Below are 22,179 nucleotides of genomic sequence, written 5' to 3'. Positions count from 1 at the left end.
GGTGCCGGTCGGGCCCGGTCAGGCCCGGCGGGCCGAGCGGCGCAGCAGGCCGGCCCAGAAGCCGCGCCGCGGACCGCGCACCAGCACGTGACCGCTGGTCACCTGGCCGGTGAGGACGACCTGCAGCCGCACCGGCACCGCCGGCTCGTCCGGCGCCTGCCGGACCCGGTGCTGGACGTGCCCGCTCCGCACGCTGACCCCGTCCACGTCGACCACCACGCCGGGCGGCACGACCAGGAGCAGGTGTCCGCTGCGCACCTGGACGTCGACCTCCATCACCGGCGTGGTGACCACGGCCTGGGTGAAGTCGAGCAGCACGTGCCCGCTGCGGACGGCGAGCTCCATGCGGCGCGGCACCACCCAGGGGCCGACCCGCCGGATGCTGCCGCTGCGGGTCTCCAGCTTCACCAGGTCCTTGGCGAGGGCCGGGCGGTTGGACGAGGCCGAACCCGGGGCGGCGACCGGCAGGTCCGCCACCAGCTTCGCCAACTCCCCGTAGGTGCGCGCCGCGAGCGCGCCCTCCAGTCGCTCGTCGAGCTCGTCCGAGCTCAGCCGGCCGTCGCCGGCCGCCACCGTCAGCTGCTCCACGATCTCGTCGCGGTCCTCATGAGAGGCGCGCAGGCCACTGCGCTCAGGCACCAGTTCCCCAGACATGCCCTGCACTGTAGTACGCCCGGGCCCGTTGGGGCCCGGGGTGGTGGGGCGGTCGGCGACGGGGGGCTCAGGCCGGCCGCAGCCAGAGGGTCGCCAGCGGCGGGATGACGAGCTCGGCGCTGCGCGGCTGGCCGTTCCAGTCGACGCTCTCGGCCTTGACCAGCCCGGCGTTGGCGATACCGCTGCCGCCGTAGCGCTCGGCGTCGGTGTTCAGGACCTCGCTCCAGAGCTGGTCGGTGGTGCCCAGGGTGGGCAGCCCGACCCGGTAGCCGTGCCGCACCACCGGTGCGAAGTTGCAGACGGCGACCAGCGGGCTGCCGTCGGCCGCGAAGCGCACGAAGCTCAGCAGGTTGTCCTCCGCGGCGCCGCCGTCCAGCCAGCGGAAGCCGTCGGGCGTGGTGTCCTGCTCCCAGAGCGCGGGCGCGGCCCGGTAGAGGCGGTTCAGGTCGCCGACCAGCCGCTGCACGCCGCGGTGCTCGTCGGCGGCCGGCCAGTTGTCGTCGAGCACCCACCACTGCGGGCCCACCTCGTGGTCCCACTCGGCACCTTGGGCGAACTCCTGTCCCATGAAGAGGAGTTGCTTGCCCGGGTGGGCCCACATGAAGCCCAGGTAGGCGCGCTGGTTGGCCCGCTGCTGCCACCAGTCGCCGGGCATCTTGGCCACCAGGGCCTGCTTGCCGTGCACCACCTCGTCGTGCGAGATCGGCAGCACGTAGTTCTCGGAGTAGGCGTAGACCATCGAGAAGGTGATCTCGTTGTGGTGGTACTTGCGGTGCACCGGCTCCTTGGACATGTAGACCAGGGAGTCGTGCATCCAGCCCATGTTCCACTTCAGGCCGAAGCCCAGTCCGCCGCTGTCGGTGGGGCGGGTGACGCCCTCCCAGGCGGTGGACTCCTCGGCGATGGTGACCACGCCGGGGCAGCGCCGGTAGACGGTGGCGTTCATCTCCTGCAGGAAGGCGGCGGCGTCCAGGTTCTCGCGCCCGCCGAACCGGTTGGGCGTCCAGTCGCCGCCCTCGCGCGAGTAGTCGAGGTAGAGCATGGAGGCGACGGCGTCCACCCGCAGCCCGTCGATGTGGAACTCCTCGCACCAGTAGACCGCGTTGGCCACCAGGAAGTTGCGCACCTCGGTGCGGCCGTAGTCGAACTCCAGGGTGCCCCAGTCGGGGTGCTCGGCGCGGCGGGGGTCGGCCGGTTCGTAGAGCGGCTCGCCGTCGAAGCGGGCCAGCGCGAAGTCGTCCTTGGGGAAGTGCGCGGGCACCCAGTCGACGATGACGCCGATGCCCGCCCGGTGCAGCGCGTCGACCAGGTGGCGGAAGTCGTCGGGGGTGCCGAGGCGGGCGGTGGGGGCGTAGAAGCCGGAGACCTGGTAGCCCCAGGAGCCGCCGAAGGGGTGCTCCATCACGGGCATGAACTCGACGTGGGTGAAGCCCAGTCCGTTCAGGTAGTCGGGCAGTTCGGCGGCCAGCTCGCGGTAGCCCAGGCCCGGGCGCCAGGAGGCGAGGTGCAGCTCGTAGACGGACATCGGGGCGCGGTGGTGGTGGGTGCGGGTGCGCCGGTCCATCCAGTCCTGGTCGGTCCACCGGTGGCGCGAGAGGGTGACCAGCGAGGCGGTCCCCGGCGGGCACTGGGCGGCGCGGGCCAGCGGGTCGGCCTTCTGGCGGCGCCGGCCGTCGCGGGCCAGGATCTCGTACTTGTAGAGGGTGCCCTCGCCCAGCTGCGGGACGAAGAGCTCCCAGACGCCGCTGGAGCCCAGCGAGCGCATCGGGTGGCCGGTGCCGTCCCAGTGGTTGAAGTCGCCCACCAGCCGCACACCGACCGCGTTGGGCGCCCAGACGGCGAAGGCGGTGCCCTCGACGCCCTCCACCGTGCGCGGGTGGGAGCCCAGCGCCTGCCAGAGCTGCTCGTGGCGGCCCTCGCGGATCAGGTGCAGGTCGAGCTCGCCCAGGGTCGGCGGCAGCCGGTAGCCGTCGTCCTGCAGCAGCGGCTCGCAGCCGGGGTAGGCCACCCGCAGCCGGTAGGCCGGGATGGCCGAGCCCGGCAGCAGGCCGGTGAACAGGCCGCCCTGCTGGTGGGTCAGCTCGGCCGGCCCGTAGGCCGTCTCGATGGTCACCCGCTCCGCCAGTGGGCGCAGCACCCGGATCGCGGTGCCGCCGGTGGTCGGATGGGCGCCGAGCAGCGCGTGCGGGTCGTGGTGCGCGCCGCCGACCAGCCGGTCGATCTCGGCCGGGGACAGCGGCGCCTCCGCGAGCCGCAGGACCGCCGTGGGGACGGCGGTGGCGTGGGTGGCGTCCAGGGCGGCGGGCGAGTCGAGCGGGACCGGCGGCGGCGCGGGCGGCGGCCCCCGCGCCGCCGCCCGGCTCGGGGACGTCCGGCCGGGCGGCCCGCACGCGCGGCCGGGGACCGCCGCTCGGCAGGAAGGTCGCGGGCACGGGCGGGGTGGGACGGTCGAGCGGGGCCACGGCGGGGTCCTCCTGGCGGATGCGGTGCGTGCGGGCGGGTGCGGCGGCGGGGCGGTGGTGGCGGTCGGGCGGGCGGGCGGTATCGGGGCGCGGTCGGGCGCGGTCAGGGCGCGGTGGCCAGCCGGTGGATCGCGGTCAGCGGGATCGGCAGCCAGCCCGGGCGGTGCCGCGCCTCGTAGACCACCTCGTACACGGCCTTGTCGATCTCCAGGGCCCGCAGCAGCTCGGGACTGCTGGCCGGGTCGGTGCCGCCCGCCGCCGTGTAGCCCGCGCAGTACGCCGTCCGATTGCGGGCCGCCCAGCTCGCCGCCAGGTGGGCGAGCTGCGGATCGGGTTCGGCGCCGGCCAGCAGGTGGGCCGCCGCGTAGTCGAAGGAGCGCAGCATCGCCGCGACGTCGCGCAGCGCCGGCTGCGGCAGCCGGCGCTCGGCCACCGTCTTGGCCGGCTCGCCCTCGAAGTCCAGCAGCACCCAGCCGTGCGGGGTGCGCATGGCCTGCCCCAGGTGCAGGTCGCCGTGGATCCGCTGGACGGTCAGGCCGGTCAGGTGGTCGGCCGTCAGCTGCCGGAAGGCGGCGTGCAGGGCGGGCCGGTAGCGGCGCAGCGCCGGGACGGCCGCCGCCGCCACGTCGAGGCGCTCGGCCATGCCGGTGGCCAGCTGCCCGGTCTGCTCGCGGTCCAGGCGGGCGACCGGCAGCGCGCGGGCCAGCACCCGGTGCACCTCGGCGGTGGCCCGTCCCAGCCGGTGCGCCTCGACCGCGAAGTTGCCCGGCGAGGGGTCGCCCTTGAGCCGGGCCACCTGGTCCAGCGCCAGTTCCCAGCCGTCCTCGGCGTCCGGCAGGAACCGCTGCAGCAGGCCCAGGGTGGCCGGCTCGGCGCCCTCCATCCGGCTCTCGAACCAGGCCGCCACCCGGGGGATGCGGGTACTGCCGGCCCTGGACAGGGCCAGCGAGAGCTCCAGGTCCGGGTTGGTGCCGGGGCTGATCCGGCGGAAGAGCTTGAGGATGAAGGAGGTGCCGAAGATGACGGAGGTGTTGCTCTGCTCGGCGGTGCCCGCCCGCCCGGGCAGGTCGCTGGGCAGCCCGGGGCCCGGGGTGCGGCGGAACGAGAGCAGCCCGAACCGGTCGGCGGTGGCCAGGTGGCCCAGCAGCCGGCCGGTCAGCTCCGGGTCGTGCACCGCGTCGTACAGCGCGGCGCCGTCGTACGGCCCGTGGGTCAGGCGCCCCAGCACCGCCTCCGGCAGCAGCCCGGGCGGCGCCGCGGTGCGCAGGCCCAGCAGGAGCTGGTAGATGTCCGCGCCGCCGCCGTGCTCCACGCGCAGCAGCAGGTGCAGCATCGCCGGGTCGCCGGTCAGCAGCGGGGTCGCGGTGAGCGGGGACAGGCCGGTGATCGCCTGCCCCTTCCCGGCGTACCAGCGCTGGCTCGGCAGCCAGTCGGCGATCAGTGGCAGGGCGGCCTGGACCAGTTCTCCGACCGCCAGCGAACCGCTGCGCGGTCTGCTGCCATGGGCGCTCGGGGTGTGCGCCCCGGTGCCGCGTCCAGCGGCCCCGTGCGGTCCGCCCGGTCCGCCCGGACCGCGTGGCGCGGTCCCCGCGTCGCGGTGGGCGTGGGCTTGAGAACGGGAGATTTCCGACATGACTCCCTTTCCCCGGAGACGGGCTGACGGCCCGACAGGTCTGGCCGGGCCCGCCAGTCTTCCGGATTTCGGCGGCGCTGCTGCGGCGGCACGCGAGGGACACTCGGGTGTCACGCGTGCGGGTGGGTACACGTTGGGCTGTTCTCCGTACGTGGTGGCGCGGGGGCTCGCCGGGGGCGCGAGACCCCGCGCGCACCCCCGGCGACCAGCGAGCCGGGCCCGTGCGGACGGAGCTGGTGGATCGTTACTGCGCGCCGGGCTTGCGCAGCTGGAACCAGTAGAAGCCGTGGCCGGCGAGGGTGAGCAGGTACGGCCACTCTCCGATCGACGGGAAACGCACCCCGCCGATCAACTCGACCGGGTAGCGCCCGCCGTACTGCCGCAGGTCCAGCTCGGTGGGCTGCGGGAAGCGCGAGAAGTTGTTCACGCACATCACCAGGTCGCCCTCGTGCTCGCGCACGAAGGCGAGCACGGCCGGGTTGCTGGAGGGAAGTTCCGTGTAACTGCCCAGTCCGAAGGCCGGGTTGAGCTTGCGGATCTCGATCATGCGCCGCGTCCAGTGCAGCAGCGAGGACGAACTGCTCTGCTGCGCCTCGACGTTGGTCACCTGATAGCCGTACACCGGGTCCATGATGGGCGGCAGACTGAGCCTGCCCGGGTCGGCGGAGGAGAAACCCGCGTTGCGGTCGGGCGTCCACTGCATCGGGGTGCGCACGCCGTCGCGATCCCCCAGCCAGATGTTGTCGCCCATCCCGATCTCGTCCCCGTAGTAGAGGACCGGCGAGCCGGGCAGCGAGAGCAGCAGCGCGGTGAAGAGCTCGATCTGGTTGCGGTCGTTGTCCAGCAGCGGGGCGAGCCGGCGGCGGATGCCCACGTTGGCCCGCATCCGCGGGTCCTTCGCGTACTCCGCGTACATGTAGTCGCGCTCCTCGTCGGTGACCATCTCCAGGGTCAGCTCGTCGTGGTTGCGCAGGAAGATGCCCCACTGGCAGCCGTACGGGATGGTCGGCGTCTTGGCGAGGATCTCCGAGACCGGGTAGCGGCTCTCCCGGCGCACGGCCATGAAGATCCGCGGCATCACCGGGAAGTGGAAGGCCATGTGGCACTCGTCGCCGCCGGAGGTGAAGTCGCCGAAGTAGTCGACCACGTCCTCGGGCCACTGGTTGGCCTCGGCGAGCAGCACGGTGTCCGGGTAGTCGGCGTCGATCTCCTTGCGGACCCGGGCCAGGAACTCGTGCGTCTCGGGGAGGTTCTCGCAGTTGGTGCCCTCGCGCGCGAAGAGGTAGGGCACCGCGTCGAGCCGGAAGCCGTCGATGCCCAGGTCCAGCCAGAACCGCAGCCCCGCGACCATCTCCTCCTGGACCCGGGGGTTGTCGTAGTTCAGGTCCGGCTGGTGGGAGAAGAAGCGGTGCCAGAAGTACTGCTTGCGGACCGGGTCGTAGGTCCAGTTGGAGGTCTCGGTGTCGACGAAGATGATCCGCGCGTCCGGGTACTGCTTGTCGTCGTCCGCCCACATGTAGAAGTCGCCGTAGGGGCCGTCGGGGTCGTTGCGCGAGGCCTGGAACCACGGGTGCTGGTCGCTGGTGTGGTTCATCACGAAGTCGATGATCACCCGCATGCCCCGCTTGTGGGCGGCGTCCACGAACTCCACGAAGTCGGCCAGGTCGCCGAACTCAGGCAGCACCGATTTGTAGTCGGCCACGTCGTACCCGCCGTCGCGCAGCGGGGAGGCGAAGAACGGCGGGAGCCAGAGGCAGTCGACCCCGAGCCACTGCAGGTAGTCGAGCTTCGAGGTCAGCCCCTTGAGGTCGCCCACACCGTCGCCGTTGCTGTCCTGGAAGGACCGCACCAGGACCTCGTAGAAGACCGCACGCTTGAACCACTCGGGGTCCAGGTCCTTCTTCTCGGTGTCCGCGAAGGTGTCGTGGACGGGCTCGTTCACAATCACAGGGAAATCCTCCGAACCGTGAGGAGGTGGGCCGGCGCGATCGAGGGGTCGAGCCGGACGTAGTTGTGGCGGTGCCACGTGTAGTGGTCGCCGGTGAGGTGGTCGTGGAACTCGTGCGGGCCGTCGTCGGGGAGGGTGACGGTGGCTTCCTGCGGGTGGTGCGGATCGAGGTTGACCACCGTGACGACCTGGTCGTCGCCGGTCCGCTTGCGGTAGGCGATGACCTGGTCGTTGTCGGTGGGCAGGAAGTCGAGGTTGCGCAGGTGCTGCAGGGCCGGGTGCGCGCGGCGGACCTCGTTGAGGGTGGTGAGCAGCGGGGCGAGGGTGTCGGCGCGGTCCCAGTCGCGCGGGCGCAGCTGGTACTTCTCGGAGTCCGCGAACTCCTCGCTGTCGGGGCCCGCCGGGGTGTTCTCGCACAGCTCGTAGCCGGCGTAGATGCCGTAGCTGGGGGAGAGCGTGGCGGCCAGCACGGCGCGCAGCGCGAAGGCCGCCGGCGGGGCGTGCTGCAGGTGGTGCGGGAGGATGTCGGGCGTGGTGGGGAAGAGGTTGGGGCGCATGTAGGCGCCGGCCTCACCGCTGAGTTCGGTGAGGTAGTCGGTGAGTTCGGCCTTGCTGGTGCGCCAGGTGAAGTAGGTGTAGGACTGCTGGAAGCCCACCTTGGCCAGGGTGTGCATCATCGCGGGCCGGGTGAACGCCTCGGCGAGGAAGATGACGTCCGGGTCGGTGCGGCCCAGGCCCGCGATCACCTTCTCCCAGAAGTGCACGGGCTTGGTGTGCGGGTTGTCCACCCGGAAGATCCGCACGCCGTGGTCGACCCAGTGCCGCAGCAGGCGCAGGGTCTCCTCGACCAGCCCGTCGAAGTCCTGGTCGAAGTCGATGGGGTGGATGTCCTGGTACTTCTTGGGCGGGTTCTCGGCGTGCGCGATGGTGCCGTCGAGCCGGTGGGTGAACCACTGGGGGTGCTTGTTGAGCCAGGGGTGGTCGGGGGAGGCCTGCAGGGCGAAGTCCAGGGCGATCTCCAGGCCCAGCTCCCGGGCGCGGGCGACGAAGTCGTCGAAGTCCTCCAGGGTGCCCAGGTCGGGGTGGACGGTGTCGTGGCCGCCCTCGGGCGAGCCGATCGCCCACGGTGAGCCGACGTCCTCGGGCCCGGCGGTGAGGGTGTTGTTGGGTCCCTTGCGCCAGGCTCGCCCGATCGGGTGGATGGGGGGCAGGTAGAGGACGTCGAAGCCCATCGCTGCGACGGCCGGCAGCCGCTCGGCGGCGGTGCGCAGGGTGCCCGAGCGCGGCGGGTCGAGGGTGGCGCCCTCGGAGCGGGGGAAGAACTCGTACCAGGAGCCGTACAGCGCGCGCGGCCGTTCCACCCGCAGCGGGAGCGGCTCGGCGGCGGTGACGTGCTCGCGCAGCGGGTGCAGGGCCAGGGCGTGCGTGACGGGCTCGGCCAGCGCGGTGGCCAGCCGGGTGAGCGGGGCCAGCGTGGTGTCGCGCAGCGTGCGGGCGGCGGCCAGCAGCAGCGGCCGGCCGTCCTTGCGTGGCACGCCGGGGGCGGCGCGCTCCAGCAGGACCGCGCCCTCCTCCAGGGTCAGCTCGACGTCGACGCCGGCGGGGACCTTGACGGTGGCGCGGTGGCGCCAGGTGGCCAGCGGGTCGCTCCACGCCTCGACGGTGTAGGTCCAGCGGCCGGTGGCGGTCGCGGTGACCTGCGCGCCCCAGCGGTCGGTGCCCGGCGCGAGCTCGCGCATCGGCGTCCACCCGCCGGCCCGCCCGCGCGGGTCGCGCAGCACCACGTTGGCGTTCACCGCGTCGTGGCCCTCGCGGAAGACCGTGGCGCTGACCGTGAACGCCTCGCCCACCACGGCCTTCGCCGGCCACCGCCCGCCGTCGACCGCCGGACTGACATCCAGAACCGGGATCCGGCCGATCATCGGGTCGCTCACTTTCGTCGTCCGGCGCGGTGCGGCGGCGCGGCGCGGGGTGCCGGGGGGCTTGGCGGTGGTCAGGGGCTTGCCGGCGGTGCCCGCGCGCTTGGCGGGGGCCGTCGACTTCTTGGCGGGCGCCGTGGACTTCGCCGTGGCGGTGGACTTCGTGGAGTTCCCCACCGGTGCTTGGGCCGTTCGGGGGGCGCGCACGGTGGTGCTCCCCGTTAAGGCCGTGAGCGGCGCCGGCACGGTGGGTGGCTCCAACCCCTCGGTCACCAGTGCGGACTGATCCCGTGTGTCGCCGTGCATGCCAAACTCCTGCCCGAGATCGGCGGCAGCTCCCGCGGGGGTGCGAGCACCGGGGAGTACCGGGGGGACTACTGGGTGGGGGGACTGACGAGCGACCGGAGCCTGCCTGGACCGCCGTGCCCGGGAGACCGGCCGAATCCGGCGCCCACGGCGGTCCGGAACTGCAAGACGGCGCACGTCCCGGCGCGCGGCCTCGCGGCACGCCCTAAGGGCGATCCGACCCACCCCGGAAACGACCGGGGCAGGTTTGAGGACACGCGGTGACACACGCAGGAGGACGGTGCGTGGGCCGAGTGGGCTAACAGAGGATCGGGGAAGGTTCTGAGCGCGGAGGACCGGCCGCATCGCACGGGGTTCGCCACCCATGCCGCACCCGCTGCAACAACGGCCTGTGCCCATCCTCGCACTGTTCGTAGCTCTTACCACTCGGTTGGGGCCCGGTTCCCGGTGGTGAGGGGGAGCAGACCGGCCATCAGCTGCCGCGAAGGAGCGGGTACTCCATGTGCCGGGCGTGCGCCTGCTGGCGCTCGCGCGCCGCGTGCGCCCCCCTTGATCCGCACTGCGCCTGGCGCGACCTCATCCGTCGCCCGAATGGCTCTGCCTTACGAGAGTTGACGCCCCATCACCCGGGGGTCGCGGTCTACGCTTCGGGCCGTGAAGGCCATCCGCAGATTCACCGTCCGCACCGTCCTGCCCGGACAACTCCAGCCGCTGCACGAACTCGCGCTCAACCTGCGCTGGTCCTGGCACCCGGAGACCCGGGAGCTGTTCCGCTCGGTCGATCCCGGCGTCTGGGAAGCCGTCGGCGAGGACCCGGTCCGGCTGCTCGGCGAGGTGCCGGCCGCCCGGCTGGCCGCGCTCGCCGTCGACCGCCGCTTCCTGCGCAGGCTCGGTGACCTGACCGACGACCTGCACGACTACCTGGCCGCGCCGCGCTGGTACCAGTCCGCGCAGGCGCCGGCCGGCGCCGCCGCGCTGCCCGCCGCCGTCGCGTACTTCTCGCCCGAGTACGGCATCGCCGCCGCGCTGCCGCAGTACTCCGGCGGCCTGGGCATCCTGGCCGGCGACCACCTGAAGGCCGCCAGCGACCTGGGCGTGCCGCTGATCGGGGTCGGGCTCTTCTACCGCCACGGCTACTTCCGCCAGTCGCTCACCCGCGACGGCTGGCAGCAGGAGCGCTACCCGCTGCTGGACCCCGACGAGCTCGCGGTGAGCCTGCTGCGCGAGCCGGACGGCCTGCCCAGCCGGGTGGAGCTGGCCCTGCCGGCCGGCCGCACGCTGGCCGCCCAGATCTGGAAGGCCCAGGTCGGGCGGGTCCCGCTGCTGTTGCTGGACTCCGACATCGACGCCAACAGCGCCGCCGAACGGGACGTCACCGACCGCCTCTACGGCGGCGGCAGCGAGCACCGGCTGCTGCAGGAGATGCTGCTGGGCATCGGCGGGGTCCGCGCGGTGCGGACCTTCTGCCGGCTCAGCGGGCACCCCGAGCCCGAGGTCTTCCACACCAACGAGGGACACGCCGGCTTCCTCGGCCTGGAACGGATCCGGGAGCTGGTCGGCGGCGAGTGTCCGCCGGCCGCCCCGCTGTCGGAAGCCGACGGCGGGGCCCTGGCGCCCGGGGGCGGCGCATCGGCGCACGGTGGCGACGCGGGGGCGCGCGGCGCCGACGCGCGCGGGGCCGGGCTGTCCGAATCCGACCGGTCGGAATCCGGCCGGTCCGCATCGGGTCCCTCCGGCCCGTCCGCCCCGGATCCGCGGCCCGACTTCGCGGCCGCGCTGGAGGAGGTGCGGGCGGGCACCCTGTTCACCACGCACACCCCGGTACCGGCCGGCATCGACCGCTTCGACCGCGAGCTGGTGGCCCGGCACTTCAGCGGCGACGCGGCGCTGGCGGGCGTCCCGGTCGACCAGGTGCTCGCGCTCGGCGTGGAGACCTGGCCGGGCGGCGACCCCAAGCTCTTCAACATGGCCGCGATGGGACTGCGCCTGGCCCAGCGGGCCAACGGCGTGAGCACCCTGCACGGCGAGGTCAGCCGCTCGATGTTCAGCGCGCTCTGGCCGGGCTTCGACGCCGCCGAGGTGCCGATCACCTCGATCACCAACGGCGTGCACGCCCCCACCTGGATCGACCCCGCGGTGGTCCGCCTCGGCGCCGCCGAGATCGGCGCCGAACGGGCCGAGACCGCCATGGCGGTCGGCGGCGCGCTGCGCTGGAACGGCGTCGAGCAGATCGGCGACGCGGAGATCTGGGAGGTCCGCCGCGAGCTGCGGGCCCAGCTGGTCGAGGAGGCCCGCCGCCGGGTGCGCGCCTCCTGGCGCCAGCGCGGCGCCGGCGACGCCGAGCTCGGCTGGACCTCCGGGGTGCTCGACCCCGACGTCCTGACCATCGGCTTCGCCCGCCGGGTGCCCTCCTACAAGCGGCTCACCCTGATGCTGCGCGACCAGGCCCGGCTGCGCACCCTGCTGCTGCACCCCACCCGGCCGGTGCAGATCGTGGTGGCCGGCAAGGCCCACCCGGCCGACGACGGCGGCAAGCGCCTGATCCAGCAGCTGGTGGCCTTCGCCGACGACCCGGCGATCCGCCACCGGATCGTCTTCCTGCCGGACTACGACATGGCGATGGCCAAGCACCTCTACCCCGGGTGCGACGTCTGGCTGAACAACCCGCTGCGCCCGCTGGAGGCCTGCGGCACCTCGGGGATGAAGGCGGCCCTGAACGGCTGCCTCAACCTGTCCGTGCTCGACGGCTGGTGGGACGAGTGGTACGACGGCCGCAACGGCTGGGCGATCCCGACGGCCGACGGTCCCGGGTTCGACGAGGACCAGCGCGACGAGATCGAGGCCGCCGCGCTCTACGACCTGATCGAGCACCAGGTCGCGGCCCGCTTCTACGACCGGGGCGCGGACGGCCTGCCGCACGGCTGGATCGGCATGGTCCGGCACACCCTGGTCACCCTGGGTCCCAAGGTGCTGGCCGGCCGGATGGTGCGCGAGTACGTCGAGCGCCTCTACGCCCCGGCCGCGCAGGCCCGCCGCGGGCTGGCCGGGGACGGCGCCCGGGAGCTGGCCCGCTGGAAGGCGGCGGTCCGGGAGGCCTGGCCCTCGGTGCGGGTCGAGCACGTGGACGCGGCCGCCCCCCTGGAGGCGGCCCCCGCCGAGGCGGCCGAGCTGGGCGCGTCGCTGGCGCTGCGGGTCCAGGTCGCGCTCGGCAACCTGGCCGCGAGCGACGTCGAGGTCCAGGTGGTGTCGGGCACGGTGGACGAGCGCGACCGGATCCGGGAGGCCGAGGTGCAGAGCCTCAAGCCCGCCGGCGGACCGGACCTGAACGGCTGCCAGCGCTACGAGGGGACCCTGGAACTGAGCCGGACCGGCCCCTTCGGCTACACCGTCCGCGTACTGCCCGCCCACCCCCTGCTGGCCTCCCCGGCCGAGCTGGGCCTGGTGGCCCTGCCCGCCGAGGCGGCGGGCATGGACGCGGGGGTCCTGCGGTAGGCGCCGAACGTCCCTGACGGGTGCTCAGGAAGTCGGGTGGGCTGACTTCCTGAGCACCTTCTTGTTTAACGCCGGGGATTTCGGAGCACTGTTCGAGCGCAAGCGGGTGATCGCCGAAGGTGATCACCGGGCTACTGTGAGCCGACGGCGTTCGGGGGAGCGCGGTCGGCCGATCCGGGGGGATCGATGACGGACCTGGAATTCGAACGTGCGATGAATCCGTGGCTCTTCGACGCGTCGGGGAACCTGACGGAGCAGGCGAAGCAGCAGTTCCCGGACCTGGCGGCCGCGCCGGCGCCGGTCGCCCTGGTCGGGGGCGGCGCGGTCCTCTCCGTCCAGCCGGCCGTGCTGGCCCAGGTCGCCGGGCAGGCCGGCGCGCTGGAGCAGACCGTGACCACCGAGTGCGGCCGGCCCTGGCAGAACGTCACGGCGGCGGTCACCGCGCTGATCGGCTGGGACACCAGCACGGCCCTGAACACCGCGTGGAGCGTCTGGAGCCAGCAGGCCCGCTCGCTCGGCGGGGCGATGGCCCGGATCGGCCAGAACCTCAAGGCCAACGCCGACGGCTACGCGAACGGCGAGCAGCACAACCAGTCCCGCTTCCGGTCGATCTGAGGGGCGGCGGACATGGTGACCTTCGAGCAGCTCCACTGCGTCGACCTCGCCGCACTGGACGCCGTCGCGGCCGACTTCGAGCAACTGGTGCGCGGCTGGGACCTCGCGACGGCGATGAACAGCCAGGTGATCGGGCCGCTGCAGGGCTCCGGCTGGAGCGGCCCCGCCGCCGACGCGGCGGCCGGCGTGCTCACCGACACCCGCAACCAGGTCGACCTCGCCTTCGACGAGGCGAGCGCGCTGGCCCGGGCGCTGCGCGACGCCCACACGCAGTTCAGCGCCGCCCAGCAGGCGCTGCGGGCGGTGATCGACGACGCGACCCGGCAGAAGCTGACCGTGGACGAGGACGGCGGCATCCGGTGGCCGGCCGCCGCGAGCGAGGCCGATCGGCAGGACCCCGGCTACGAGGCGGCGTGCCGGCACCGGGCGCAGGAGATCCAGCGGCGGATCACCGCCGTGCTGGACCAGGCGAGCGAGGCGGACGCCGCCGCCGCGTCCGCGCTGGCCGGCGACACCGGAGCGGGCACCGGCGGCTTCAACGCCGCCCCGGTCGGCGGCATCGCCGAGGCCCAGGCCCAGCAGGCCGCGCAACTGCTGGGCCTGGGCGGCAAGGCCACCGACGATCAGGTGGCCCAGCTGGACCGGCTGTTGCAGGAGCACCACGGCGACCCGCGCTTCGCCACCGCCTTCTACGGCAGGCTCGGCCCCGGCGGATTCCTCAGCAACTACGCCCTGTTGGCGCAGAGCGCCGACTTCGCGAACAGCCCGGGCCGTTCGGCGGCGACGCAGGACCTGCGGGCGAACCTCGGCCTGGCCCTGGCCACCGCCACCTCCACGGGCAACCAGCCGCATCTCTCGGACAGTTGGGAGGTACAGCTGCGCGCCGCCGGCGCCGCGCACCTGCCGATGTACCCGGGCCAGCCGGTGGCCGGGCAGCCGTACGGGTACCAGGTGCTCGCCTCCGTCCTGCGGACCGGCAGCTACGACCCGCACTTCCTGGACCCGGTCGCCGAGCACGTCACCCAACTCAGCCGGGCGGACCCGATGATGTGGGACGCGGTGGTCGCCCAGCACGCCTACCCGTTCACGGACCTCCAGTTCCTGACGGCGGACGGCACCGGCTTCAACCCGATGGCGGGCGTGCTGGAGGGACTCGGCCACAGTCCGGACGCGGCCACCCACTACTTCCACGACCCGGCGACGTCCTACGCCCCGGACGGCACCGCCCGCGGCCCGGCCGACCCGCCGATCAACTACCTCGACCTGCTGACCAACACCGGGCCGGGCGTGCTGGACCGCGGCACCGACTCGATCCTGCTGGACCGCGACTCCTCCCTCACCCAACGCCCCAGCACCGGACTCCCGTTCGGCGCCGAGACCACCGCCCTGGGCCACGCCCTGCAAGCGGCCACCCTCGGCGTCCCCTACGACACCCCCGACGCCCCCCTGCCGCCGCACACCGAGGCGATGAGCGCGGTGATGGCGGACGTGGTCACCAGGTTCGGCCACGCCGACGGCCCGGACCTGCTGCACGGCGACGGGGCACCCTTCGCGAACCTGAACGCGAGCCTGGGGAACATGACGGCGGGGTACATGGGGGACGTGCAGAGCGCGGTGGGCGGGGCGATGTCGCCGATGCCGACCAACGGGGAGCTCGCCCACCTGGACAAGTCCGACACCTTCCGGCTGCTCGACACCCTGGGGCGTGACCCGGACGCGTACGGCAGCATCGCCCAGGCCCAGCAGGCGTACACCACGGCTCAGTTGCAGGACATGATGATGCACGGGAGTGAGCATCCGGAGCTCTCCGTGAGTCTCAACGCGGTGGCGTACCGGGGCGGCATCGTGCAGGGGATCGTGTGTCACGCCAAGGCCCAGGAGCTCGTCGCCAACCAGCAGGCGAGCGACGCCGCCTACAACGCGGGGGTCGAGCGGAACATCGGCTGGGCGAAGAAGGGCTTCGAGTTCGCCGACGGCAAGGCCATGGGCGCGGGGCCGGTGGCGGCGGCCGCCACGCCGGTGAACTTCGTCGTGGACAAGATCATCGACAACGTCGGCGCCGCCTACCGGACCGATACCTCGGGCGCGACCTCCGACGCCGCCACCGGAGTGATGACGGGTGACGGCGGCCAAGCCGCCGCGCGGAACGCCGTACAGGCAGCGGGTATGGGTACGGGGCTCAGCACGACGTATGTGACGGACCTGTCGAACGCGGTGGTGGCCGGTGGCGGCGAGGGCTTCGCCTACGGGAGCGGCGGAGTCATGAAGGGGGTCAAGGACATTGGCGGAACAGGTGGCTGACGGGCCGAGAAGGGGCCGCAAGCCCACGCCGCGCACATGGGTGTGGGTGCTGGTCGGCGTGCTGCTGGCCGGGGCCGCGGTGACCGCCGTGTGGTGGAAGCCGTGGCAGCAGTCGGTGCGGCTCCCGCAGAGCGCGTGTTGGGGAACGTTGGGGCCGGATGACTACAGGGTGTTGGCGGGCCGGGACGGCACGGCGACCTTGCGTACCGACTACACGATCAGTGGCCCGTACCCGGGCGACAATCCCAACCGGGAGTGCTTCCTGGTCTGGAACGACGGCAGGAAGGCGATGCTGGATGTTCGCATCGTTTCGTCACCCGACGCGAGTGAAGTGGAGGCATTCGGGGGGCGCCCGGCGACGTCGGTGGATTTCGGTGCCGACGGCCGGGGCTGGATCAGCAGCGGTGACGGCCCGGTGGGCGTGTACCTCTACCTCACCTGCGACTACCGTCAGGTCGCCAGCAAGCGAGAGACCGCAGATCCGGGTTTCGCCATCCGGGCGGCCACGAACCCGGCCCTTTCGGCGGCCCCGATCGGCGAGGTGCGCCAAGCGCTGGTCGGGATCACCTTGAAGCTGGCCAAGGGCGTGGCCCGGCAGATGCCCTGCGCCAACTCCCCCCGGCTCGTCGACCGGCCGCCTCAGCTGTGAGGGGCGGTCGGTCGACGGGCCGAGGGCTCAGACCAGGCTGTCGCGCCAGGCGGTGTGGAGGTCGGCGAAGCGGCCGGTGGCGGTGATGAGGTCGGCGGGGGTGCCGTCCTCGACGATGTGGCCGGCGTCCATGACCAGGACGCGGTCGGCGATCTCCACGGTGGAGAGGCGGTGGGCGATGATCACCGCGGTGCGGCCGGCCAGGACGGTGCGCATGGCGCGCTGGACGGCCTGCTCGCCGGGGACGTCCAGGGAGGAGGTGGCCTCGTCCAGGATGAGGACCGCCGGGTCGGCCAGCAGGGCGCGGGCGAAGGCGACCAGCTGGCGCTGGCCGGCCGAGATCCGCCCGCCGCGCTTGCGCACGTCGGTGTCGTAGCCGTCGGGCAGGGCGCTGATGAAGCCGTGGGCGCCGATCTCCCGGGCCGCCTGCTCGATCTCGGCGCGGGTGGCGTCGGGGCGGCCCACCGCGATGTTCTCGGCGACCGTGCCGGAGAAGAGGAAGGACTCCTGGGTCACCATCACCACGCCGCGCCGCAGGTCGGGGCCGGCCAGGTCGCGCAGGTCCACCCCGTCCAGCAGGACCCGGCCCTCGGTGGGGTCGTAGAAGCGGGCGAGCAGCTTGGCCAGCGTGGACTTGCCCGCGCCGGTCGCGCCGACCACGGCGGTGGTGCTGCCGGCGGGCAGCAGCAGCGAGAAGGTGGGCAGCACCTCCTTGCCGGTGCGGTAGGCGAAGCGGACCGACTCGAAGGAGACCTCGCGCCCGGTGGCGGTGGTGGCCGGCAGCGGGAGCGGGGCGGTGGGCTCGGCGACCGAGGGCTCGTGGGCGAGCAGGCCGGAGATCTTCTCCAGGGCCGCGCCCGCCGACTGGTAGCTGTTCAGGAACATCGCCAGCTGGTCGATCGGGTCGTAGAGCCGGCGCAGGTAGAGCACGAAGCCGGTCAGCACGCCGAGCTCCAGGCTGCCGTCGGTCACCAGGTAGGCGCCGACCAGCACCACGCCGGTGATCCACAGGTTGGCGGTGGCCCGGGAGAAGGCCACGTAGCGGGCCATCTCCAGCAGGCCGTCCGCGTTGGCCCGGGCGTACTGGTGGTTGACCTCCTCGAAGGCGGTCAGGTTGGCCCGCTCGCGGCGGAAGGCCTGCACCGGGCGGATGCCGTTCATGGTCTCGGTGAAGCGCACGATCACCGAGGCGACCGCGGTGCGCGAGCGGCGGTAGACCCGGCTGCTGCGCCGGCGGAACATCCGCACCAGCAGGGCCATCGGCAGGGCGGAGGCGAGCGCGAGCAGACCCAGCCGCCAGTCCATCACCACCAGGATGACCGCGATGTAGCAGACCGACAGGCCCACCGCGAGCAGTTCCTGCAGGCCCTCGTTGAGCAGCTCGCGCAGGGTGTCGACGTCGCTGGTGGCCCGGGAGATGATCCGGCCCGAGGTGTAGCGCTCGTGGAAGTCCAGGCCCAGGCGCTGGGCGTGCCGGAAGATCCGGGTGCGCAGCTCCAGCAGGATGTCCTGGTTGAGCAGGCCGGTGAGCCGGATGAAGGCGCGCTGCAGGACGGTGCTCAGCGCCGCGCAGCCCAGGTAGGCCGCGATCACCGCGATCAGCGGGCCGCCGTCGTGGTGGCGCAGCGCCGGGATGCCGCGGTCGATGGCGAGGGCGACCAGCAGCGGGCCGGCCTGCAGCGCGGCCTGCTGCACGGTGATCATCAGCATCGCGACGACCACCCGGCGCCGGTGCGGGCCGATCAGCGAGCGCAGCAGCGCGGCGGGGGCGCCGGGCGGGACGGGGATCTCCTCCACGTCCACCGGGGCCGGGGACTCCTCCAGCACGGTGGTCATCGGGCCGAGCTCCGTTCCAGCACGTTCTTCTCCAGGTCGTCCAGGCCGCTCTCACCGGACATCAGCTCGCGGTACGCCGGGCAGCCGTCCAGCAGCTCCTGGTGGGTGCCGACGGCCAGGATCCGGCCCTCGGCGAGCACCGCGACCCGGTCGGCGAGCAGCACGGTGCTCGGGCGGTGCGCCACCACCAGGGCGGTGGTGCCCGCCAGGACCTCGCGCAGGGCCTGTTCGACCAGCGCCTCGGTGTGCACGTCCAGGGCCGAGAGCGGGTCGTCCAGCACCAGGAACTCGGGGTCGCCCACCACCGCCCGGGCCAGCGCCAGGCGTTGGCGCTGACCGCCGGACAGGCTCTGGCCCTGCTCGCCGACCTCCGTGTCCAGGCCCTGCGGCAGCTGGTGGACGAAGCCGGCCTGCGCGGTGGCCAGCGCGCGCTCCAGCGCCGCCGGGCCGGCCTCGGGGGCTCCCATCAGCACGTTCTCCCGCACGGTGGCGGAGAACAGGGTGGGGTCCTCGAAGGCGACCGCGACCAGTTCGCGCAGCCTGCTCAGCGGGAGCCGCGCGATGTCCTGGCCGCCCAGCGTGATGGTGCCGCCGGTGGTGTCGTAGAGCCGCGGCAGCAGCGCGGTCAGCGTGGTCTTGCCGCTGCCGGTGGCACCGACCAGCGCCATCGTCTCGCCGCGCCGGATGTGCAGGTCGATCCCGCGCAGCAGGTCGGGGCTGTCGGCGGGGGCGTCGGGGTAGCGGAAGCGCACGTCGCGCAGCCGGATGCCGTCACCGTCGGTGCGGTGCGCGGCGGCGGTGGGCTCGGGCTCCTCGGGGGTGTCCATCACGTCGAAGAAGCGGTCGGCCGCGGTGCTCGCCTCGTTGCTGTAGGCCAGCAGCCAGCCCAGCGACTCCACCGGCCAGCGCAGCGCCAGCGCGGTGGACAGGAAGGCGACCAGGGTTCCCACGCTGAGCTCGTCGTGGGCGACCAGGACCGCGCCGGTGGCCAGCGCCGCGCCGAGCGCCAGCTCGGGCAGGCCCACGATCACCGCCCAGAGGTCGGCGAGCATGAAGGACTTGCGGATCTCGGTGGTGCGCAGCAGGTCCGCCTGCTCGCGGAAGTGCCGGGCCATGGTGCGCTGGCGGCCGAAGGACTTGAGGATCCGGATGCCGAGCACCGACTCCTCCAGCACGGTGGCCAGGTCGCCGTTCTGGTCCTGGGCGGTGCGGGCGGCGGCCGAGTAGCCGGTCTCGAAGCGGGTGCAGATCAGCACCAGCGGGATCGCCGGCACCAGGGTGATCAGCCCCAGCCGCCAGTCCAGTGCCAGCATCAGCACCGAACCGCCGAGGAACATCAGGGAGTTGACGATCAGGAAGACCAGCGGGAAGGCCAGGAAGAGCCGCAGGGTGTACATGTCCGAGGTGGCCCGGGAGAGTAGCTGTCCCGACGGCCAGCGGTCGTGGAAGGCCACCGGCAGGCGCTGCAGCTTGGCGTAGAGGTCGCGGCGCATGGCGGCCTCGACCCGCGCCAGCGGGCGGGCGACCAGCACCCGGCGCAGGCCGAAGAGGCCGGCCTCGGCCAGGCCGAGCAGGAGGAGCAGGCCGACCAGCGGCCAGAGCGCGGCGCTGTCGTGGTGGCCGATCGGGCCGTCCACGATGCGGCCGAGCACCAGCGGGACCACCAGCACCGCGCCGGAGGCGAGCAGGGCGGCGATGATCGCCGCGGTCATGTACCACCGGATCGGGCGGGCGTAGGTCCACAGGCGGAGCAGCGAGCGCACCGTCGACCTGGTGGGTTCGGGGGTGGGCGGCTGCGGCGGGGGAGCATCGTTCTCGGCCATCCTCGCGAGCGTAGGCGCTGGCACTGACATTTCTCATCCGGTTTTTCACCCCTGACATCCGGTGGCACCGAGAACCGGCCACCGGGGGGTCGTCACCGCTGTCCGGCGGGCCGCACCAGGCGCAGCAGCCGCAGCGAACGGGCGGCCAGCGCGCCGGCGGCCTGCTCGGCGGTGTCCAGCACCACCTGGTAGGGACCGCCGGGCGGCAGCACGAACTCGACCGGTTCGGCGGAGGCGTTGAGCAGCAGCAGGAAACTGTCGTCGTGCAGCGCGCAGCCGTGCTGGTCGCGCTCGGACATCGCGTCGCCGCTCAGCAGCATGCCGAGCACGGCGGTGGGGGCGAACCAGTCGGCCTCGGTCATCTCGCTGCCGCGTGGGGTGTACCAGACCAGGTCGCGCAGGCCCCCCGGCACCGCCGCCCGCCCCGAGAAGAACGCCCGCTGGCGCAGCACCGGGTGGGCGCGGCGCAGCCGGACCAGTTCGGCCGTCAGGTCGTGCAGCGCGCGCCAGCGCGGCTGCTCCAGCAGGGACCAGTCCAGCCAGCTGGTCTCGTTGTCCTGGCAGTACGCGTTGTTGTTGCCGCCCTGGGTGCGGCCCAGCTCGTCGCCGGCGGTGATCATCGGCACGCCGGAGGCCAGCAGCAGGGTGGCCATCAGGTTGCGCAGCTGGCGGCCTCTGAGCTCCAGCACCGCCGGATCGCGGCTCTCGCCCTCGGCGCCGCAGTTCCACGCGCGGTTGTCGTCGGTGCCGTCGCGGCCGTCCTCGCCGTTGGCGTCGTTGTGCTTGCCGTTGTAGGAGACCAGGTCGCGCAGGGTGAACCCGTCGTGCGCGGTGACGTAGTTGACGGAGGCGTACGGGCGGCGCCCGCCGCGCTGGTAGAGGTCGGAGGAGCCGGAGAGCCGGTAGCCCAGCTCGCGCACGTCGGGGCGCGCCCCGCGCCAGAAGTCGCGGACGGTGTCACGGAACTTGTCGTTCCACTCGGCCCACAGCGGTGGGAAGTTGCCGACCTGGTAGCCGCCGTGACCGACGTCCCACGGCTCGGCGATCAGCTTGACCCGGCTGAGGTAGGGGTCCTGGGCGAGCGCGGACAGGAACGGGTGCTCCATGTCGACGCCGTCGCTGCCGCGGGCCAGCGCGGCGGCCAGGTCGAACCGGAAGCCGTCCACGCCCATCTCGGTGGCCCAGTAGCGCAGCGAGTCGGTGATCAGCCGTACCGTCTGCGGGCGGCGGGTGTCCAGGGTGTTGCCGCAGCCGGTGTAGTCGGCGTAGCCGCGGTTGCCGCGGCCCAGCCGGTAGTAGCCGGCGTTGTCGATGCCGCGCATCGACAGGGTGGGGCCCAGCTCGCCGCCCTCGGCGGTGTGGTTGTAGACCACGTCGAGGATCACCTCGATGCCGGCCCGGTGCAGCGCGCGCACCATCCGCTTGAACTCGCCGACCTGCTGGCCGCGGGTGCCGGAGGAGGAGTAGCCGGCGTGCGGGGCGAAGTAGCCGATCGAGTTGTAGCCCCAGTAGTTGCTCAGGCCCCGGCGGTGCAGGTGGTCCTCGCTGGCGAACTGGTGGACCGGCAGCAGCTCGACGGCGGTGACGCCCAGACCGGTCAGGTACTCCAGGGCGGCCGGGTGGGCCAGCCCCGCGTAACTGCCGCGCAGTTCCGCCGGGATGCCGGGGTGGCGCATGGTGAAGCCGCGCACGTGCAGCTCGTAGAGGACGGTCTCGGCCCACGGGGTCTTGGGACGGCGGTCGTCCGACCAGTCGTCGTCGTCGTGCACCACCACCGAGCGGGCGGTGTACGGCGCGGAGTCGCGGTTGTCGCGCACGGTGTCGGCGACGTCCGCCTCGGGCCAGTCGCGCACCGAGCCGGAGCAGGCCGGATGGCCGGTGAAGGTGCCGTCCACCGCCCGCGCGTAGGGGTCGAGCAGCAGCTTGGCCGGGTTCCAGCGGGCGCCGGTCCACGGGTCCCAGCGGCCGTGCACCCGGTAGCCGTAGCGGCTGCCGGGGCCGACGCCGGGCAGGTAGCCGTGCCAGGTCTGGAAGGTCTGCTCGGTCAGCATGTGCCGGGTCTCGGTGCCGTCCTCGTCGAAGAGGCAGAGCTCGACGGCCTCGGCGCCGGCCGCCCAGAGCGCGAAGTTGGTGCCGTGGCTGCCCTGCGCGTCGTGCCGGTAGCGGGCTCCCAGCGGTTGCCAGCTGCCCGGCCAGGGGGTGGCGGGCGGCAGATGGCCGGCGGCCCGGGCCGGGGGGTGGCCGGGGCCGCTCTCCAGTGCCTGCCATGTCGTCATGCCCGCATCCTCCGTGTGCCGTCGCCCGCATCGTTACGGGCGCGTGTCCGCTGAGTGGAATCGTTCCCTCGTGTCCCAGGCGGAATCCGATCGTTGAACGTGGGACTGGATCGGCGCGGTACGCGGGAGGCCCGGGATGCACGCCTCAGGACGGGGTCGGCGTCGGGCACGGCGCTGCGCCGGGGGCGCCGCCCGGCTGCGCGGGGGGCTGCGGCCGGCGGCCGGCGCTGCCCTGCTGCTGCCGGCGCTGGCGCTCAGTTTGGAC

Annotated in this window: 12 protein-coding genes; 4 read left to right on the top strand and 8 right to left on the bottom strand. The window is 73.3% G+C overall.

The window, feature by feature from the left end:
- Positions 1–18 precede the first annotated feature (18 nt).
- The 5 genes from ABD323_RS23250 to ABD323_RS23230 all read right to left on the bottom strand — a co-directional run bounded on the left by ABD323_RS23250 (position 19) and on the right by ABD323_RS23230 (position 8,619).
- Positions 19–654: a DUF1707 SHOCT-like domain-containing protein gene (locus ABD323_RS23250; RefSeq protein ID WP_344443841.1), complete on the bottom strand. Its 636-nt coding sequence runs from the start codon at positions 652–654 to the stop codon at positions 19–21.
- A gap of 67 nt (positions 655–721) precedes the next feature.
- Entirely contained in the window at positions 722–3,223 is a 2,502-nt protein-coding gene (gene glgB, locus ABD323_RS23245; protein ID WP_425556125.1) for a 1,4-alpha-glucan branching enzyme, read from the bottom strand.
- On the bottom strand, positions 3,220–4,749 hold the full coding sequence (locus ABD323_RS23240) for a maltokinase N-terminal cap-like domain-containing protein (RefSeq protein WP_344443839.1): 1,530 nt from the start codon (positions 4,747–4,749) through the stop codon (positions 3,220–3,222). Before ABD323_RS23240 ends, glgB begins: the two co-directional genes overlap by 4 nt.
- Before the next feature lie 244 nt (positions 4,750–4,993).
- Positions 4,994–6,697 (bottom strand): maltose alpha-D-glucosyltransferase, encoded by a 1,704-nt coding sequence (gene treS, locus ABD323_RS23235; RefSeq protein WP_344443838.1) that lies wholly within the window; start codon positions 6,695–6,697, stop codon positions 4,994–4,996.
- On the bottom strand, positions 6,694–8,619 hold the full coding sequence (locus ABD323_RS23230) for an alpha-1,4-glucan--maltose-1-phosphate maltosyltransferase (RefSeq protein WP_344443849.1): 1,926 nt from the start codon (positions 8,617–8,619) through the stop codon (positions 6,694–6,696). Before ABD323_RS23230 ends, treS begins: the two co-directional genes overlap by 4 nt.
- A 957-nt stretch (positions 8,620–9,576) precedes the next feature.
- On the opposite strand from ABD323_RS23230, the gene glgP reads away from it, so the two are divergent.
- The 4 genes from glgP (at position 9,577) to ABD323_RS23210 (ending at position 15,979) form a co-directional block, all read left to right on the top strand.
- On the top strand, positions 9,577–12,414 hold the full coding sequence (glgP, locus tag ABD323_RS23225; protein WP_344443837.1) for an alpha-glucan family phosphorylase: 2,838 nt from the start codon (positions 9,577–9,579) through the stop codon (positions 12,412–12,414).
- 186 nt (positions 12,415–12,600) lie between these two features.
- Positions 12,601–13,029: a WXG100 family type VII secretion target gene (locus ABD323_RS23220; RefSeq protein WP_344443836.1), complete on the top strand. Its 429-nt coding sequence runs from the start codon at positions 12,601–12,603 to the stop codon at positions 13,027–13,029.
- Positions 13,030–13,041: 12 nt separating this feature from the next.
- The gene (locus ABD323_RS23215) at positions 13,042–15,330 is read left to right on the top strand and encodes a hypothetical protein (protein WP_344443835.1); all 2,289 of its coding nucleotides are present in this window, start codon (positions 13,042–13,044) and stop codon (positions 15,328–15,330) included.
- A 46-nt stretch (positions 15,331–15,376) separates the two neighbouring features.
- Complete coding sequence (locus ABD323_RS23210) at positions 15,377–15,979, top strand: hypothetical protein (RefSeq protein WP_344443834.1); 603 nt, start codon at positions 15,377–15,379, stop codon at positions 15,977–15,979.
- A gap of 27 nt (positions 15,980–16,006) precedes the next feature.
- Here the strand turns inward: ABD323_RS23210 and ABD323_RS23205 are convergent, their stop codons facing one another.
- The 3 genes from ABD323_RS23205 to glgX form a co-directional block, all read right to left on the bottom strand.
- Positions 16,007–17,815, bottom strand: coding sequence for an ABC transporter ATP-binding protein (locus tag ABD323_RS23205; protein WP_344443833.1), 1,809 nt, complete (start codon positions 17,813–17,815; stop codon positions 16,007–16,009).
- Positions 17,812–19,638, bottom strand: a complete 1,827-nt coding sequence (locus ABD323_RS23200; protein ID WP_344443832.1) for an ABC transporter ATP-binding protein — start codon at positions 19,636–19,638, stop codon at positions 17,812–17,814. The genes ABD323_RS23205 and ABD323_RS23200 overlap by 4 nt, the downstream gene beginning before the upstream one ends.
- Positions 19,639–19,730: 92 nt before the next feature.
- Positions 19,731–21,914, bottom strand: coding sequence for a glycogen debranching protein GlgX (gene glgX / locus ABD323_RS23195; protein WP_344443831.1), 2,184 nt, complete (start codon positions 21,912–21,914; stop codon positions 19,731–19,733).
- Between the last annotated feature and the right edge of the window lie 265 nt (positions 21,915–22,179).

This window comes from Kitasatospora nipponensis (genome assembly GCF_039528135.1).
Classification (GTDB): domain Bacteria; phylum Actinomycetota; class Actinomycetes; order Streptomycetales; family Streptomycetaceae; genus Kitasatospora; species Kitasatospora nipponensis.
This window is presented reverse-complemented; position numbering and strand designations above follow the sequence as displayed.

Excerpts from the sequence above, each read along its gene's own strand:
- ABD323_RS23215 (WP_344443835.1), top strand. The coding sequence starts at position 13,042 with ATGGTGACCTTCGAGCAGCTCCACTGCGTCGACCTCGCCGCACTGGAC.
- glgX (WP_344443831.1), bottom strand. The coding sequence starts at position 21,914 with ATGACGACATGGCAGGCACTGGAGAGCGGCCCCGGCCACCCCCCGGCC.
- ABD323_RS23230 (WP_344443849.1), bottom strand. The coding sequence starts at position 8,619 with ATGATCGGCCGGATCCCGGTTCTGGATGTCAGTCCGGCGGTCGACGGC.
- ABD323_RS23200 (WP_344443832.1), bottom strand. The coding sequence starts at position 19,638 with ATGGCCGAGAACGATGCTCCCCCGCCGCAGCCGCCCACCCCCGAACCC.
- ABD323_RS23240 (WP_344443839.1), bottom strand. The coding sequence starts at position 4,749 with ATGTCGGAAATCTCCCGTTCTCAAGCCCACGCCCACCGCGACGCGGGG.
- ABD323_RS23250 (WP_344443841.1), bottom strand. The coding sequence starts at position 654 with ATGTCTGGGGAACTGGTGCCTGAGCGCAGTGGCCTGCGCGCCTCTCAT.
- ABD323_RS23205 (WP_344443833.1), bottom strand. The coding sequence starts at position 17,815 with ATGACCACCGTGCTGGAGGAGTCCCCGGCCCCGGTGGACGTGGAGGAG.
- ABD323_RS23220 (WP_344443836.1), top strand. The coding sequence starts at position 12,601 with ATGACGGACCTGGAATTCGAACGTGCGATGAATCCGTGGCTCTTCGAC.